Source organism: Bradyrhizobium cosmicum (assembly GCF_032290525.1).
In the GTDB taxonomy this organism is placed as follows: domain Bacteria; phylum Pseudomonadota; class Alphaproteobacteria; order Rhizobiales; family Xanthobacteraceae; genus Bradyrhizobium; species Bradyrhizobium cosmicum_A.
In genome coordinates this window covers 34973-49680 of the sequence record NZ_JASXTA010000021.1, presented here as the reverse complement: position 1 = coordinate 49680, position 14708 = coordinate 34973, and the positions used below count along the sequence as shown (strand labels likewise).

Genomic DNA, 14708 nt, shown 5'->3' with positions numbered 1-14708 from the left:
GTGACCGACAAGTTCATCTCCATCGAAGGCATCGCCAAGCGCTATCCCGGCGCAAACGGCAGCACGACCACCGTGTTCGAGAATTTGTGGCTGTCGATGCCGCGCGGCGAGTTCGCTTGCGTGATCGGCCATTCCGGCTGCGGCAAGACCACCGTGCTCAACATCCTCGCCGGTCTCGATGCGCCGAGCGAGGGCGCCGTCATCGTCGACGGGCAGGCGATCTCCGGCACCAGCCTCGACCGTGCCGTGATCTTCCAGAGCCATGCGCTCCTGCCCTGGCGTACCGTGCTCGGCAATGTCGGCTATGCCGTGAGCTCGAAATGGCGGAGCTGGGATCGCGCCAGGGTCAAGGCGCATGCGCAGACCTTTATTGATCTCGTCGGCCTGACCGGTTCGGAGCACAAGCGGCCGTCGGAGCTGTCGGGCGGCATGAAGCAGCGTGTCGGCATCGCCCGTGCGCTCTCGATCACGCCGAAGATGATGCTGATGGACGAGCCGTTCTCGGCGCTCGACGCGCTGACGCGCGGCACGCTCCAGGACGAGGTGCGGCGGATTTGTCTGGAGACCGGGCAGACCGCGTTCATGATCACCCATGACGTGGACGAGGCGATCTATCTCGCCGACAAGATCTTTCTGATGACCAACGGCCCCGGTGCGGTGCTGGCGGAGGTCGTGGAAAATCCGCTGCCCAGGGATCGCGGGCGCACCGATCTGCACCGCCATCCGCTGTACTACGCGCTCCGCAACCACATCGTCGATTTCCTGGTGACGCGTAGCAAGACCTTCGCCGTCGAAAATCCTGATCACGATCCACGCAATGTGCCCGTGGTGCACATCGCCAAGCCCGGACTGACGATCGCGTCGAACGGCGAAGAGCAACGACAGACCTGGACACCCGGGACCAGTCCCGGACTGACTGCATAGAGAGGAGACCCAAAATGAAGCGCGAAGACCTCACCGAGAAGCTGCTCGACATCAAGCGCGAGAAGGGCTGGAGCTGGAAACACATCTGCGAGAAGATCGGCGGCTATTCGGAGGTGCTGATCGTCGGTGCGATCATGGGACAGATGAAGCTGACAAAACCGCAGGCCACCAATGCCGGCGAGCTGTTCGGCCTGTCGAAAGCCGAGACCGCGATGCTCAACGAGGTGCCGATGCGCGGCACCGGCACGCCGATGCCGCCCACAGATCCTTTGATCTATCGCTTCTACGAGATGGTGATGGTGAACGGTCCGGCCTGGAAGGCGCTGATCGAGGAGGAGTTCGGCGACGGCATCATGTCGGCGATCGACTTCGACATGGGGATCGAGCGCATTGCCAACCCGAAGGGTGACCGCGTCAAGATCACCATGAGCGGCAAGTTTCTGCCGTACAAATATTACGGCGCCAGCGGCAACGTGCCGGAGTATGGCTTCAAGGAGGAATGAGGGGGCGAATGGCGGGTTGCGAATGGATCTTTGCTACTCGCCACTCACTATTCGCTTAGAGGATCGCGCCGGGCGCGTAGCTGGCTGCTTCGGGCCTGGTCTTTGCCAGAGCGTCGACCTGCTCGGCGAAGTAGTCGACCTGAGCGGGCGCGTCGCCGGAATTGGCGCGGCCGTGGTCGAGCACGCGCTGAAGCTCGGCTTCGCTCAAGCCGAGACGCGGGTCGGCGGCGAGACGCTGGAGCAGATCGTTCTGCACGATCTTGCCGGTGCGCAGGTCGCGAATGGCTGCGACGGCGTGTTCCTTGATCGCCTCATGCGCCCCCTCACGGCCGGCGCCCTTCTTGACCGCCTCCATCATGACCGTGGTGGTCAGCAGGAAAGGAAGATAGCGATTGAGCTCGGTCGCGACCACGGCGTCGAACACTTCCATCTGGTCGAGTACGGAGAGCAGGGTTTCGAGCAGGCCGTCCATGGCGAGGAAGGCATCGGGCAGCATCACGCGGCGGACGACCGAGCAGGAGACGTCGCCTTCGTTCCACTGATCTCCGGCGAGTCCTGAGGCCATGGCGAGATAGCCCTTCAGCACCACATGCAGGCCGTTGATGCGCTCGCAGGAGCGGCTGTTCATCTTGTGCGGCATCGCGGACGAGCCGACCTGGCCCTTCGCAAAGCCTTCGCTGGCGAGCTCATGGCCCGCCATCAGGCGCAACGTCTTGGCGAAGCTGCCGGGCCCGCTGGCGAGATCGACGAGCACGCTGACCGCACGGAAGTCGAGGCTGCGCGGATAGACCTGGCCGACCGCATCAAAGCTCTTGGGCAGGCCGAGGTGGACGAGGATGCGTTGTTCGAGGGCGCGCGCCTTGCCGGCATCGCCGTTGAACAGGGTGATCTGGTCGAGACGCGTGCCGACCGCGCCCTTCAAGCCGCGCGCGGGATAGGTTTGCAGCACGTTGACCAGGCTCTGATGCGCCAGCAGCATCTCTTCGCCGAACATCGCGATGCGCTTGCCGAGCGTCGTGACCTGCGCGGCCACGTTGTGGGTGCGCGCCGTGAAGGGGATGTCGCGCAATTGCCTTGCGTGCTTGGCAAAACGGATCAGCGCGGCGATGCTCTTGGTCTCGATCAGCTGCAGTCCGCGATAGACCTGGAGCTGCTCCACGTTCTCGGTGAGGTCGCGGCTGGTCATCCCCTTGTGCAGGTGCTCATGACCGGCCAGATCGCAGAACTCCTCGATGCGCGCCTTGACGTCATGGCGGGTGACGCGCTCGCGACGCATGATGGAGTCCAGGTTGATCTGGTCCTTCACCCGCTCGTAGCTCTCGATCACGCCATCCGGCACCGGAATACCGAGATCGCGCTGGCCCTTCAGGACCGCGATCCAGTAGTCGCGCTCCAGGCGGACCTTGCCTTCGCCACTCCAGATGGCGCGCATGGCGGGCGAGGCATAGCGTTCGGCAAGGACGTTCGAGATGTGATCCTGGGTCATGGTCGCTCATTTGGCATTGCTGGAGGCCGGCTGCAAGCCTCGAGCCGCCTGCAGGCGCCATCATCCCGGATGGGACCACAATCCTCCTCCGGAAATCGAAAGCAGCCGGCCTGTTCGCGCCGGCCGGTTGCCGGCGCGCCACGCCATGACGGCCGGGATCGGTCAGTCAAACGCCGCCCGCACCTCCCTGATCGGTGCCATCTCGCGCACATAGGTGAAGGCGCCCTGATCCTTCATCTCGCGAGCGCATTTGAGGAACGCCGCCAGCGCCACGCGGGCCATGGCGCCGCCCACGCTGATGCGCTTGACGCCGGCGGCGGCGATCTGCGCGACGGTCAGCGTCGGATCGGCAAAGCCCATCACCAGGTTGAAGGGCTTCTTGACTGACGCCACGACGGTGCGGATGGTCTCGATGTCGTGGACGCCAGGCGAATACAGCACGTCGGCGCCGGCGGCCTCGAAGGCCTGCAGCCGCCGGATCGTGTCGTCGAGATCGTTCTGGCCCTTTAGCAGGTTCTCGGCGCGGGCCGTCAGCGTGAACGGGAAGGGCAGTGCGCGTGCCGCCTCGACGGCGGCCTGCACGCGCTCGACCGCGAGCGAGAAATCGTAGATCGGCTTGCGGGGGTCGCCGGTAAAATCCTCGATCGAGCCGCCGACGCAGCCGGCCTCCGCCGCGCGCGTGATCGCCCTTGCCGCCGTGCTCGGATCGTCGGCGCCGCAATTTTCGAGGTCGGCATTGACGGGAAGGTCGGTCGCCTCGGCGATGGTCCGGCAGTTCTCGAGGATGGCGTCGAGGCTGACGGTCGTGCTGCCGAGCGTGTTGGCAAGGCCAAGGCTCGTCGTCGCCAGCGCCTCGAAACCCATCGAAGCGAGCAGCTTTGCGGTGCCGGCATCCCAAGGATTGGGAATGATGAAAGCGCCGGGCCGCTGATGAAGTTCGCGAAATCTTGCTGCCTTGTCGGCCTGGGTGCGCATGGGGGCTCCTGTTTGTCCGTCGTCGTGGCGGCAATAGGGATAGGGCGATTTCCCCCATCAGACAAATTTGTTATTTCTCTCCATATCATCAGTTTTTTGCATGAGGTCCGGCATGGATAGCGACGCGCTCAACACGTTCCTGGTGGTGCACCGGCGCGGCGGCATCTCGAATGCGGCCAAGGCGCTGCATCGCTCTCAGCCGGCGATCTCACGGCGCATCGCGCTTCTGGAGCAGGAGCTCGGCGTGCCCCTGTTCGAGCGGGTCGCGGGCAAGACGCGGCTCAGCGATGCCGGCCGGGTCATGGTGCCCTATGCCGAACGTGCGGTGGCGGCGGCGCAGGACGCCGAGAACGCGGTGCGGGCGCTGCTGCGCGACAGCGCCGGGCCGGTTTCGCTGGCGGTGACCGGCACACTCGCGGGGAGCAAGCTCTCCAAGGTGCTGAAGCGCTTCGCCGGCCGGCACCCGAATGTCGCGCTGACGCTGCGCACGGCGACCAGCGCCGAGGTCAGTGATCTCGTCCGGCGCGGGGAAGCGACCGTCGGCCTGCGCTACGACCGCGGTCGCTCGGCGGATCTGGATTGCGAGCTGCTGTTTGCCGAGCCGCTGCAGGTGGTGTGCGCGCCGGATCATCCGCTGGCGCGCAAGCGGGTGGCGAAGCTCGCGGATCTGCGCCGCGAAAAATGGATCGCGTTTCCGGAAGTGCCGGGCCGCCGCGAGATCACGGCCTCGCACGTCTTCGCGCTGTTCCAGACCGCAGGATTCGGCGAGATCGAGTGGACGGCGGTCGATAGTCTCACCGCGCAGAAGCGCCTGGTCGAAGCCGGCTTCGGTATCGCGCTGCTGTCGCAGAGCAACGCCGCGGAGGAGCTGGAGGCGGCGGCGATCGCGACCATTCGCGTCGGCGATCTCACCGCAACTCACGATATCGTTGCGGTGACCCGGCGGGGCGGCTTCCTGAGTGCCGCCTCGCGGCGTCTGCTGGACATCATCCGGCGGGAGTTTTCGAAAAAGCAGGCGGCGAGGTAGCGAATAGAGTTGCTCTATTCGCCACGCGCGACCGGTCTATTTCCCGGCCTTCACCTCGGCCGCGGCCACCGCGAGCAGCTCGCTCATCTTGGCTCGAATCGCCTGTTCGGTGACGGCGACGTTCTTGGCGGCGAAATCGCCCGCGATCTTGCGCAGGACGTCGGCATCGCCCGCTTCCTCGAAATCGGCCGCGACCACTTCCTTGGCATAAGCGGTCGCGGCATCGCCGGTGATGCCGAGGTTTTCGGCCGCCCACAGCCCGAGCAGCCGGTTGCGGCGGGCTTCCGCCTTGAATTTCTGCTCCTCATCGAGGGCGTACTTCTTTTCGAAGCCTTCCTGACGCTTGTTGATCTCGCTCATGCCTTTTCCAATTCCCTGCTGACCGGACCCGGCGGCCCTCGTTGCGAGAGTGCCGGCGCATGCCTAGATAAGGAGCACGAATCGGCAAAACAACGAGCCGTTAAGCCGCAGGCAAGGCGGTATAAGTTGGCATCGGATGAACCGGATCGATTGTGCTGGGACAGCCAATCGGATAGGTTGCCTGAAGGCTTGGTTCCTGTTCTGTTTCCAAGGGTTATAGACGGGGTTCCAGGTCGTTCACGGCAGCTCCGCTGTGGGTCGTAACCTGGTAACCGGAGCACACCAAATACATGGATTTCAACAAAACACGGTACATCCCCATGAGCCGTCGGCGTCGCATTTACGAAGGCAAGGCAAAGGTTCTTTACGAAGGTCCCGAGCCCGGTACCCTGATCCAGCACTTCAAGGATGACGCCACCGCGTTCAATGCGAAGAAGCATCAGGTGATCGAGGGCAAGGGTGTCCTCAACAACCGGATCTCGGAGTACCTGTTTCAGCACCTCAACGACATCGGGGTGCCGACTCACTTCATCCGCCGCCTCAACATGCGCGAGCAGTTGATTCGCGAGGTCGAGATCGTGCCGCTCGAGGTGGTGGTGCGGAACGTCGCCGCCGGCTCGCTGTCGCAGCGGCTCGGCATCGAGGAGGGCACGCAACTCCCCCGTTCGATCATCGAATTCTATTACAAAAACGACCAGCTCAACGACCCCATGGTGTCGGAAGAGCACATCACCGCGTTCGGCTGGGCGACGCCCCAGGAGATCGACGACATCATGGCGCTCGCCATCCGCGTCAACGACTTCCTGACCGGTCTCTTTCTCGGCATCGGCATCCGTCTCGTCGACTTCAAGATGGAGTGCGGTCGCCTGTTCGAGAACGAGATGATGCGGATCATCGTCGCCGACGAGATCTCGCCGGACAGCTGCCGCCTGTGGGACATCAAGTCGAACGAGAAGCTCGACAAGGACCGTTTCCGCCGCGACCTCGGCGGCCTGCTCGAGGCCTATACCGAAGTCGCAAAGCGCCTCGGCATCCTCATGGAGAACGAGCGTCCGCAGGGCACTGGCCCGGTGCTGGTGAAGAGCTGAAGAGGGTTTTGACGTGAAGGCACGTGTTACCGTTACCTTGAAGAACGGCATCCTCGATCCGCAGGGCAAGGCCATCGAGGGTGCGCTGAAGTCGCTCGGCGTCGACGGCGTTGCCAGCGTCCGCCAGGGCAAGGTGTTCGACATCGAGCTCGCCGGTGCCGACAAGGCCAAGGCCGAGGCCGCGTTGAAGGAGGCCGCCGACAAGCTGCTGGCGAACACCGTGATCGAGAACTATCGGGTGGAGCTGCTCGGGTGAACGGGATGGCTCACAGCCATCCGACCCGACGAAAACGCCAATAGAGCGAGCCGCACGCCGTCAGCATCACGCCGAGCAGCAGGTAATAGCCGTACTCCCACTCCAGCTCCGGCATGTGCTTGAAGTTCATGCCGTAGATGCCCGCCAGCGCGGTCGGGATCGCGATGATCGCGAGCCAGGAGGCGAGCTTCTTGGAGACCGCGGTCTCCTGCGCCTGGCCGACCAGGAGGCTTGCTTCGAACGCGAAGGCCAGCACCTCGCGCATGGAATCGATGCGCTCCTGGATGTTGCGGACGTGGTCGGTGACGTCGCGGAACAACGGCTGCATGGTCTGCCGGACCATCGCAAGCTCGTCATGCTCCAGCCGGCGGCAGACTTCGACCAGCGGGCCGATCGCGGTCCTGAGCCGCAACAGGTCCCGGCGCAGCATGTAGAGCCGCTCGATCTGCGCCTTGCTGATCGGCTGGGAGAGCACGTCGTCCTCGATGCCCTCGACCTCCTCGTGAATGCTCTCGAGCACTGGCGAGTAATTGTCGACAATGAAATCGAGGATGGCGTAGAGGATGTAGTCCTCGCCGCGCGCCAGCGCCCGCGGGCAGCTTTCGCAGCGCTCGCGCACCGGCGTGTACGACGTCGAGGCGCCGTGGCGCACCGAGACCAGATAGCCTTCGCCGACGAAGATGTGCGTCTCGCCGAAGGCGATCCGACCCTCGACCAGTTGCGCGGTGCGCGCCACGATGAACAGGGCCTCGCCATATTGCTCGATCTTCGGTCGCTGATGAGCGTGGTTGGCATCCTCGATCGCGAGCTCGTGCAGGTCGAACTGCTTCTGCACCGCGCTGAGTAGTGCCATGTCGGGCTCGTGCAGGCCGATCCAGACCACGTGGCCCGGTTTCGCCCGCCAGCTCGAGGCCTCGCTGATGGCAATATTGGCAACGCGCCGGCCATCGACATAGGCCCCGGCGGCGATGACGCCCTCGGCGGACACCGGCTCGGAGAGGGATGCGGGCAGCGACGGGACATTCATGGCTTCAATCCCGGGCAAATCGGTCGGTCGAAGACGAGCGGGCCATGGCCTGTGTACAAGGCCGTTCCGCAACGCTAGCACTGGTAAAATCCCCGTCAAATGGTTATGTCTCCTCACGATTTGGCCCGTTGGCCAGCCCGATTCCCGCCACCGTCGGAACCTCTGCCATGAAAGCCGCCATCCTCGTCTTTCCCGGAATCAACCGCGAGCGCGACATGGCGCGCGCGCTGAGGCTGATCTCGGGCAGCGAGCCCGCGATGGTCTGGCATGCCGAGACCTCGCTGCCGGCAGGAACCGATCTGATCGTTGTGCCCGGCGGCTTCTCCTATGGCGACTACCTGCGCTGTGGCGCGATTGCGGCACGGTCGCCGGTGATGGATGCGGTGCGCGACTATGCGGCCAAAGGCGGCCTCGTGCTCGGCGTCTGCAACGGCTTTCAGATCCTCTGCGAATCCGGCCTGCTGCCGGGCGTGCTGATGCGCAATGCGCGGCTGAAGTTCATCTGCCATGACGTGCATCTGCGCGTTGAGCGTTCCGACACGCCGTTCACCCGCGGCTACAATGCCGGCCAGGTGATCCGCGTGCCCGTCGCCCATGGCGAGGGCAATTACGAGGCGGATGAAGAGACCATCAAGCGGCTCGAGGGCGACGGGCGGGTGCTCTATCGGTATTGCTCCGCCGAAGGCGTGGTGGACGAGGCCCACAACATCAATGGCGCTGCGCAGTCCATCGCCGGCATCGTCAATGACGGGGGCAACGTGCTCGGCATGATGCCGCATCCGGAGAACCACGTCGAAGACATCATGGGTTGCACCGACGGCCGCGGCCTGTTCGCCGGCCTCGTCCAGCACCTGGAAAAGGCCGCGTGATCTCGTTCGTGCTCAAGCGTGCTCTTTCCGCGATCGCGGTGCTGTCGCTTGCGACTGCCGCGTTCGCGCAGGATTTCCCCAAACGTCCTGTGACCATGATCGTGCCGTTCGCTGCCGGCGGCACGTCGGACGTGATCGCCCGCACGGTCGCCGAGCAGATGGGCGTTGCGCTCGGCCAGACCATCGTGATCGAGAACGTCGCCGGCGCCGGCGGTTCGACCGCTCTGGCGCGTGCCTCCCGCGCCGAGCCTGACGGCTATACTATCGCGATCGGCAATGCCGGCACAAATGCCGCGACCTACACGATCTATCCGAAGCTGCCGTTCACGCCCGAGTCGTTCGTGCCGATCGGAATGGTCGCGAAGACGTTCGGTATCATCGCCGTGCGCAAGGATTTTCCGGCGAAGGACCTGAAGGAGTTCATCGCTTACGCCAAGGCGAACCCGGGCAAGATCAATCTCGGCCACGCCGGCGTCGGCTCGTCGAACTACCTCATCTGCAAGAGCTTCGTGACGGCCGCGGTATCGACGCGACGCTGGTCGGCTATCGTGGCGCCGCGCCCGCGCTGACGGATGCGATCGGCGGCCAGATCGACGGCGTCTGCGATGCCGCGGCCTCGGTCTCGCAGTCGATCAACGAGAAGCTGGTGAGGGGGCTCGTGGTCGGCTCGACCGTGCGGCTTGCCACGCTGCCTGACCTGCCGACGTCGGCTGAAGCGGGCTTGCCCGAATTCGAGGCGCAGGGCTGGAATGGCCTGTTCGCGCCCAAGGGCACGCCGCCGGCCGTCATCGCCAGGCTGAACGCCGCGGCGCGCACGGCCGTAGAGACGGATGCGGTGAAGAAGCGCTTTGCCGATCTGTCGACCGTCGCGCCCGATCCCGACGAACACACGCCCGAGGTGCTGCAAAAGCTCGTGACGCGCGACGTCGAGAAGTACCGCAAGATGCTGGCCGACGACGCCAAGTAATAGCGCCTTTTGACGGTCGCCACCGAGAACGCTACCCGGCTGCAGGAATGCGGGCGATCACCTTGATCTCGAAGTCGAACCCGGCGAGCCAATTCACTCCGACTGCCGTCCAGTTTGGATAAGGTGCCTCACCGATCTCCGCGGCGCGAATGGCCAATACCTTCTCGATCTGCGTGGCCGGATCGGTATGGAACGTGGTGACGTCCACCACGTCGTCCAGTGTGCATCCGGCAGCCGCGAGCACCGCGCGCAGATTGGCGAACGCGCGCCGGACCTGTTCCTCAAACATCGGCTCGGGCGAGCCGTCCTCGCGACTTCCAACCTGCCCCGAGACGAAGAGCAGGTCGCCGGACCGGATCGCGGCCGAATAGCGGTGCGCTTCATACAGCGCGTGGCGGCCGGCGGGAAAGATTGCGTCGCGCTTGGGCATGTCTGGATCCTTTATCGATGGAATGGCGGTCGCGGCTGTGGTTGGCAGCGCCTGCCACTGGCATTCCGCGATCTGTTCATATACGTAACGTATGTGAAATATGCCTCACATACGGCTCGTATGTCAATAGGGTCGTAAGGTCGGCAAATGGAGTTGGGGAAGCATGGCGAAGGGGAAACGCGCCGAGGCGATGGCGGAAAGTCGGGCCAAGCTCATCGGCGCCGCGCGCAAGGCGTTTGCCACACAGGGCTATGCAGCCGCCTCAATGGACGAACTGACTGCTTCAGTCGGACTGACCCGGGGCGCGCTGTATCACAACTTCGAAGACAAGAAGGGGCTGCTCTGGGCCGTCGTCGAGCAGATCGACGGCGAAATGGCGGAGCGGCTCCGCACGGTCCGTGAGCAAGCGCCGACCTTGTGGCAAGGCCTGCTCGCGGAGGGCAGCGCCTATATCGAGATGGCGCTCGATCCCGAGATCCAGCGTATCATGCTGCTGGATGGGCCTGCCGTGCTCGGCGATCCATCCAAATGGCCCGGCGAGAACGCCTGCCTTGAAATCACCGTGCGAACGATCCGGTCGCTGATCGAACAGGGGATCGTGAAGCCGGTTGATGTCGAAGCGGCAGGACGGCTGCTGAACGGCGCCGCGCTCAGCGCCGCGTTATGGGTCGCTGCAGCCGACGATCCGCCGGACGTATTGACCAAGGCCATTGACGCGTTTCGAGAGCTGGCGAGCGGATTGCTGCGCAAGGCGGTTTGACGAGCGTAATGCAATGGAGTGGATGACCCTTGCTACCGCCACTTCAGCCTTTCCGCCGGCACCGTCATTGCGGCAACGCCGGCCATCACCAGCAGCAGTCCCAGCGCGAGGTTCGCCGGCACGCTCTCGCCGAGCAGCAGCACGGACAATCCCACGCCGATCGGGATGCGCAGATAGCCTTGCGCGTTGGTGGTCAGCGTGCCGAGCCGGCCGAGGCAGACGTAGAACAGCATCAAGCCGAGTGCGCTGGAGACGATCCCCATGACGATGGTGGCGACGATCGCCTCAAACGTCGGATGCAGCGTCCAGGGCTGATCGATGATGAGCGAGGGCGGTAGCAGCACGAGGCCGCCGAACAGCAGCGAGCCGGTCGCCACCACCATAGGGTCGTATTCGGACAGCCTGAGGCCGAAGATCGTCGCGCAGGCAAAGGAGATGGTGGCGAGCAGGGTCGCAATCTCGGCCACGATCTCGCTACTGAGGCCACGCAGCGCGTCGAGGCCAACGATGGCGATGGTGCCCGCGAGGCCGAGAATTGCGCCTGCGAGCTTGAGCAGCGTCGCCGGCTCGTGACGCGTGATCAGCGAGGTGATCAGAAAGGCGAAAATCGGCGTCGTCGAGGCCAGCACCACCGTGTTCGACGCGGGCACATATTGCTGCGACCAGGTGATGACCAGGAACGGAAAGGTCGAGTTGATCAATTGCTGGGTCGCGAACAGCTTCCAGGCTTTCACGTCCGTCGGGAGCTTGATGCCGCGTATCCACAGGATCGCGAACAGGAAGGCGGCGGCGATCAGCGAGCGCGCCGAGATGAAGGTGACGGGCGGGATCGTGTCGAGCGCGAGCTTGGCCAGCGGATAGGTGGAGCTCCAGCAGCAGGCGAGCGCGAACAGCAGCGCGTAGTCGCGCCAGCTGCGCGCTCCGGTGCTGGGCATGGACGGCAATTGCGCTGCTGCGGAGGCCGCGGTGCTGCGGCCCGTCGGCGATGTGCTCTGCGGCACCTTGTTTCTGCTCCCCGGCGCGACAGCGCTAACTCTGGGCGAGGGCGCACCAAAAGGGAAGGCGTCGAGCTATGCGTCCGGCTGAGATTGCGGCTTCCGCTTCACCCGCTTGATCGTCCCGGAGAAGGTGAACAGACGGCGTTCGCCGGCCATCATCTCCCCGCGCAGGAAGATCAGCGAGCCACCGGCGCGGGTGACCTCGCCGGTGCACTCGATCAGCTCGCCGTCATGTCCCGCGTCGAGGAATTCGCAGGCGAAATTGACCGTCACGCCCCGCCCGTTGAGCGCATGGCGGCCGATCGCGAACAGGCAGTAATCGGCGAAGGCCATGAAGCAGCCGCCATGAACGTTCTGGGAGCCGTTTAGGTGCTTTTTCTCGACCCGGAAGGCGCAGCGGACGCGGCCGTCCGCCTCGAACCTGTGCCAGAAGGGGCCGATATGGTTCTCAAAGCTGTCGCGGATCCAGGTCTGCCAGCCCTTGAACTCCCCCTCGGTGGCGACGTGGAGGTCCGGGCGCCCGGGAGGGGCCGTTTTGGTCAATTCGTGCAAGGAAATGGGCCTTCAATTACGGGTCGTTTGTCCTTAAATCCGATCCGTCAGCGCGGTGCAATTCCCCTCCCGCGCCGGCCTGCCGCAAAACGTGGGACAGCGGGAAAATGCGCCATAAAGGGCTTTTCGTGAGCCGCCGATGTTCCTAAGAACGGCCAACCGCCGCCGAAAGCCTGGAATCCATGAAGAACGAACCCAAGATCACCCCGGAACTGGTTGCCGCCCACGGGCTCAAGCCCGACGAGTATGAGCGCATCCTGAAGCTGATCGGGCGGGAGCCGACGTTCACTGAGCTCGGCATCTTCTCGGCGATGTGGAACGAGCACTGCTCGTACAAATCCTCGCGCATCCATCTGCGCGGCCTGCCGACCAAGGCGCCCTGGGTGATCCAAGGCCCGGGTGAGAACGCCGGCGTGATCGACATCGGCGATGGCCAGGCCGTGGTCTTCAAGATGGAGAGCCACAACCACCCGAGCTATATCGAGCCCTATCAGGGCGCGACCACCGGCGTCGGCGGCATTTTACGCGATGTGTTCACGATGGGCGCGCGTCCCATCGCCTGCCTCAATGCGCTGAGCTTCGGTGCGCCCGAGCACGCCAAGACGCGGCATCTCGTCTCCGGCGTCGTCGCCGGCGTCGGCGGCTACGGCAATTCCTTCGGCGTGCCGACGGTCGGCGGCCAGGTGCGCTTCCACACCCGTTATGACGGCAACATTCTCGTCAACGCGATGGCCGTGGGCCTCGCCGATGCCGACAAGATCTTCTATGCAGCCGCCTCCGGCGTGAACATGCCGATCGTCTATCTCGGCTCCAAAACGGGGCGCGACGGCATCCACGGTGCCTCGATGGCCTCCGCCGAGTTCGACGACAAGTCCGAGGAGAAGCGCCCGACCGTGCAGGTCGGCGATCCCTTCGCCGAGAAGCTGCTGTTAGAGGCCTGTCTCGAGATCATGGAGAAGGGCTGCGTCATCGCGATCCAGGACATGGGCGCGGCGGGGCTGACCTGCTCGGCGGTCGAGATGGGCGCCAAGGGCGATCTCGGCGTCGACCTCGATCTCGACGCGGTGCCGACCCGCGAGACCGGCATGAGCGCCTACGAGATGATGCTCTCGGAGAGCCAGGAGCGCATGCTCATGGTGCTCAAGCCCGAGAAGGAGAAGGAAGCCGAGGCCATTTTCAAAAAGTGGGGCCTCGACTTCGCCGTGGTCGGCTACACCACGCCGAGCAAGCGTTTCGTCGTCAAGCATGGCGGCGACGTCATGGCCGATCTGCCGATCAAGGAGCTCGGCGACGAGGCACCGCTCTATGACCGCCCGCATGTCCCCTCCGCCGCGCTGCCGGTCGTGCACGCGCGCGAGGTGCCGGCGCCGATGGGCGTCGGTGCGGCGCTGGAGAAGCTGATCGGCACGCCCGACATGTGCAGCAAGCGCTGGGTCTGGGAGCAGTACGACCACGTCATCCTCGGCAACACCGTGCAGCGTCCCGGCGGGGACGCCGCCGTGGTGCGCGTGCAGGACGGGCCGAAGGGCCTGGCACTGACCGTCGACGTCACGCCGCGTTATTGCGAGGCCGATCCTTATCAAGGCGGCATGCAGGCGGTGGCGGAAGCCTGGCGCAACATCACCGCGGTCGGCGGCAAGCCGCTCGCGATCACCGACAATCTCAATTTCGGCAACCCTGAGCGGCCCGAGATCATGGGCCAGTTCGTCGGCTGCCTGAAGGGGATCTCGGAAGCCTGCCGCACGCTCGATTTCCCGGTCGTCTCCGGCAACGTCTCGCTCTACAACGAGACCAACGGCCGCGCGATCCTGCCCACACCCTCGATCGGCGGTGTCGGCCTGCTCGACGATTTCACCAAGTCGGCCTCGCTCGCCTTCAAGGCCGAAGGCGAGGCGATTCTTTTGATCGGCGAGACCCACGGCTGGCTCGGCCAGTCGGTTTACCTGCGCGACATCTGCGGCCGCGAGGAGGGCGCTCCGCCGCCGGTCGATCTCGCCGCCGAGAAGCGCAACGGCGATTGCGTGCGCGGCATGATCCATGCGGGCACCGCGACCGCCGTGCACGATCTCTCGGACGGTGGCCTGCTGATCGCGCTTGCCGAAATGGCGATGGCAAGTGGCATCGGCGCGAAGCTGCTGGCGGCACCGACCGCGCTGGTGCCGCAGGCCTATTGGTTCGGCGAGGACCAGGCGCGCTATCTCGTCACCGTTCCGGAAACCGAAGCCGGCCGCGTGCTCGCCAAAATGCGCGGCTGCGAGGTGCCCTGTGTGCGGATCGGCACCACCGGCGGCGATGCGATCGCGATCGCCGGCGAAGCGCCTGTAACGATCGACAGCTTGCGGACCTCGTTCGAGCGCTGGCTGCCGGAATATATGGGCGGGAAGGCGGCGTAGGGCGTCGCCACAGCTCAGTCCCGTAGCCCGGATGGAGCGCAGCGTAATCCGGGACAGTGCTCGATGAGGAAACGCCCCGGATTGCGCTGCGCT

16 protein-coding genes and 1 pseudogene are annotated in these 14708 nt (G+C 64.7%); 10 read left to right on the top strand and 7 right to left on the bottom strand.

Going from position 1 to position 14708, the window contains the following annotated elements; all coding sequences use genetic code 11:
• Together QSV46_RS30585 and cynS are read left to right on the top strand one after the other, a co-directional pair.
• Entirely contained in the window at window positions 1-924 is a 924-nt protein-coding gene (locus tag QSV46_RS30585) for an ABC transporter ATP-binding protein (protein WP_314960422.1), read from the top strand.
• Window positions 925-938: 14 nt separating this feature from the next.
• Window positions 939-1427 carry a cyanase gene (cynS, locus tag QSV46_RS30580; protein ID WP_314960421.1) on the top strand — a complete coding sequence of 163 codons (489 nt, stop codon included), beginning with the start codon at window positions 939-941 and terminating at the stop codon, window positions 1425-1427.
• Between the two features lie 55 nt (window positions 1428-1482).
• Here cynS and purB read toward each other — a convergent pair whose 3' ends face one another.
• Together purB and QSV46_RS30570 are read right to left on the bottom strand one after the other, a co-directional pair.
• Complete coding sequence (gene purB, locus QSV46_RS30575; RefSeq protein ID WP_314960420.1) at window positions 1483-2913, bottom strand: adenylosuccinate lyase; 1431 nt, start codon at window positions 2911-2913, stop codon at window positions 1483-1485.
• A 162-nt stretch (window positions 2914-3075) separates the two neighbouring features.
• Entirely contained in the window at window positions 3076-3888 is an 813-nt protein-coding gene (locus tag QSV46_RS30570; RefSeq protein ID WP_314960418.1) for an isocitrate lyase/phosphoenolpyruvate mutase family protein, read from the bottom strand.
• 112 nt (window positions 3889-4000) lie between these two features.
• On the opposite strand from QSV46_RS30570, the gene QSV46_RS30565 reads away from it, so the two are divergent.
• Window positions 4001-4915: a LysR family transcriptional regulator gene (locus tag QSV46_RS30565; RefSeq protein WP_314960416.1), complete on the top strand. Its 915-nt coding sequence runs from the start codon at window positions 4001-4003 to the stop codon at window positions 4913-4915.
• 36 nt (window positions 4916-4951) lie between these two features.
• On the opposite strand, the gene QSV46_RS30560 is transcribed toward QSV46_RS30565, so the two are convergent.
• The gene (locus tag QSV46_RS30560) at window positions 4952-5275 is read right to left on the bottom strand and encodes a DUF1476 domain-containing protein (protein WP_314960414.1); all 324 of its coding nucleotides are present in this window, start codon (window positions 5273-5275) and stop codon (window positions 4952-4954) included.
• Window positions 5276-5595: 320 nt separating this feature from the next.
• Here QSV46_RS30560 and purC point away from each other — a divergent pair, with 320 nt between their 5' ends.
• Together purC and purS are read left to right on the top strand one after the other, a co-directional pair.
• The gene (gene purC / locus QSV46_RS30555; protein ID WP_172782948.1) at window positions 5596-6363 is read left to right on the top strand and encodes a phosphoribosylaminoimidazolesuccinocarboxamide synthase; all 768 of its coding nucleotides are present in this window, start codon (window positions 5596-5598) and stop codon (window positions 6361-6363) included.
• A 13-nt stretch (window positions 6364-6376) separates the two neighbouring features.
• Entirely contained in the window at window positions 6377-6619 is a 243-nt protein-coding gene (gene purS, locus QSV46_RS30550) for a phosphoribosylformylglycinamidine synthase subunit PurS (protein WP_314960396.1), read from the top strand.
• A gap of 10 nt (window positions 6620-6629) precedes the next feature.
• On the opposite strand, the gene QSV46_RS30545 is transcribed toward purS, so the two are convergent.
• The gene (locus QSV46_RS30545; protein ID WP_314960394.1) at window positions 6630-7646 is read right to left on the bottom strand and encodes a magnesium and cobalt transport protein CorA; all 1017 of its coding nucleotides are present in this window, start codon (window positions 7644-7646) and stop codon (window positions 6630-6632) included.
• A 167-nt stretch (window positions 7647-7813) separates the two neighbouring features.
• Between QSV46_RS30545 and purQ the strand changes: the two genes are divergently transcribed.
• Both purQ and QSV46_RS30535 read left to right on the top strand, forming a co-directional pair.
• Window positions 7814-8515, top strand: a complete 702-nt coding sequence (gene purQ, locus QSV46_RS30540) for a phosphoribosylformylglycinamidine synthase subunit PurQ (RefSeq protein ID WP_314960392.1) — start codon at window positions 7814-7816, stop codon at window positions 8513-8515.
• A pseudogene (locus QSV46_RS30535) lies at window positions 8512-9482 on the top strand (tripartite tricarboxylate transporter substrate binding protein BugD). Before purQ ends, QSV46_RS30535 begins: the two are co-directional and overlap by 4 nt.
• Window positions 9483-9513: 31 nt before the next feature.
• On the opposite strand, the gene QSV46_RS30530 reads toward QSV46_RS30535, so the two are convergent.
• Window positions 9514-9912 carry a RidA family protein gene (locus QSV46_RS30530; protein WP_314960391.1) on the bottom strand — a complete coding sequence of 133 codons (399 nt, stop codon included), beginning with the start codon at window positions 9910-9912 and terminating at the stop codon, window positions 9514-9516.
• Between the two features lie 163 nt (window positions 9913-10075).
• Between QSV46_RS30530 and QSV46_RS30525 the strand changes: the two genes are divergently transcribed.
• On the top strand, window positions 10076-10672 hold the full coding sequence (locus QSV46_RS30525) for a TetR/AcrR family transcriptional regulator (RefSeq protein WP_314960390.1): 597 nt from the start codon (window positions 10076-10078) through the stop codon (window positions 10670-10672).
• Between the two features lie 32 nt (window positions 10673-10704).
• On the opposite strand, the gene QSV46_RS30520 is transcribed toward QSV46_RS30525, so the two are convergent.
• Window positions 10705-11673: a DMT family transporter gene (locus QSV46_RS30520; RefSeq protein WP_314960389.1), complete on the bottom strand. Its 969-nt coding sequence runs from the start codon at window positions 11671-11673 to the stop codon at window positions 10705-10707.
• Between QSV46_RS30520 and QSV46_RS30515 the strand changes: the two genes are divergently transcribed.
• Window positions 11606-11758: a hypothetical protein gene (locus tag QSV46_RS30515; protein WP_314960624.1), complete on the top strand. Its 153-nt coding sequence runs from the start codon at window positions 11606-11608 to the stop codon at window positions 11756-11758. The two genes, QSV46_RS30520 and QSV46_RS30515, sit on opposite strands and share 68 nt — an antisense overlap.
• Here QSV46_RS30515 and QSV46_RS30510 read toward each other — a convergent pair.
• Window positions 11743-12222 carry a PaaI family thioesterase gene (locus QSV46_RS30510; RefSeq protein ID WP_314960387.1) on the bottom strand — a complete coding sequence of 160 codons (480 nt, stop codon included), beginning with the start codon at window positions 12220-12222 and terminating at the stop codon, window positions 11743-11745. The two genes, QSV46_RS30515 and QSV46_RS30510, sit on opposite strands and share 16 nt — an antisense overlap.
• A gap of 182 nt (window positions 12223-12404) precedes the next feature.
• Here QSV46_RS30510 and purL point away from each other — a divergent pair, with 182 nt between their 5' ends.
• Window positions 12405-14615, top strand: coding sequence for a phosphoribosylformylglycinamidine synthase subunit PurL (gene purL, locus QSV46_RS30505; protein WP_314960385.1), 2211 nt, complete (start codon window positions 12405-12407; stop codon window positions 14613-14615).
• Window positions 14616-14708 lie beyond the last annotated feature (93 nt).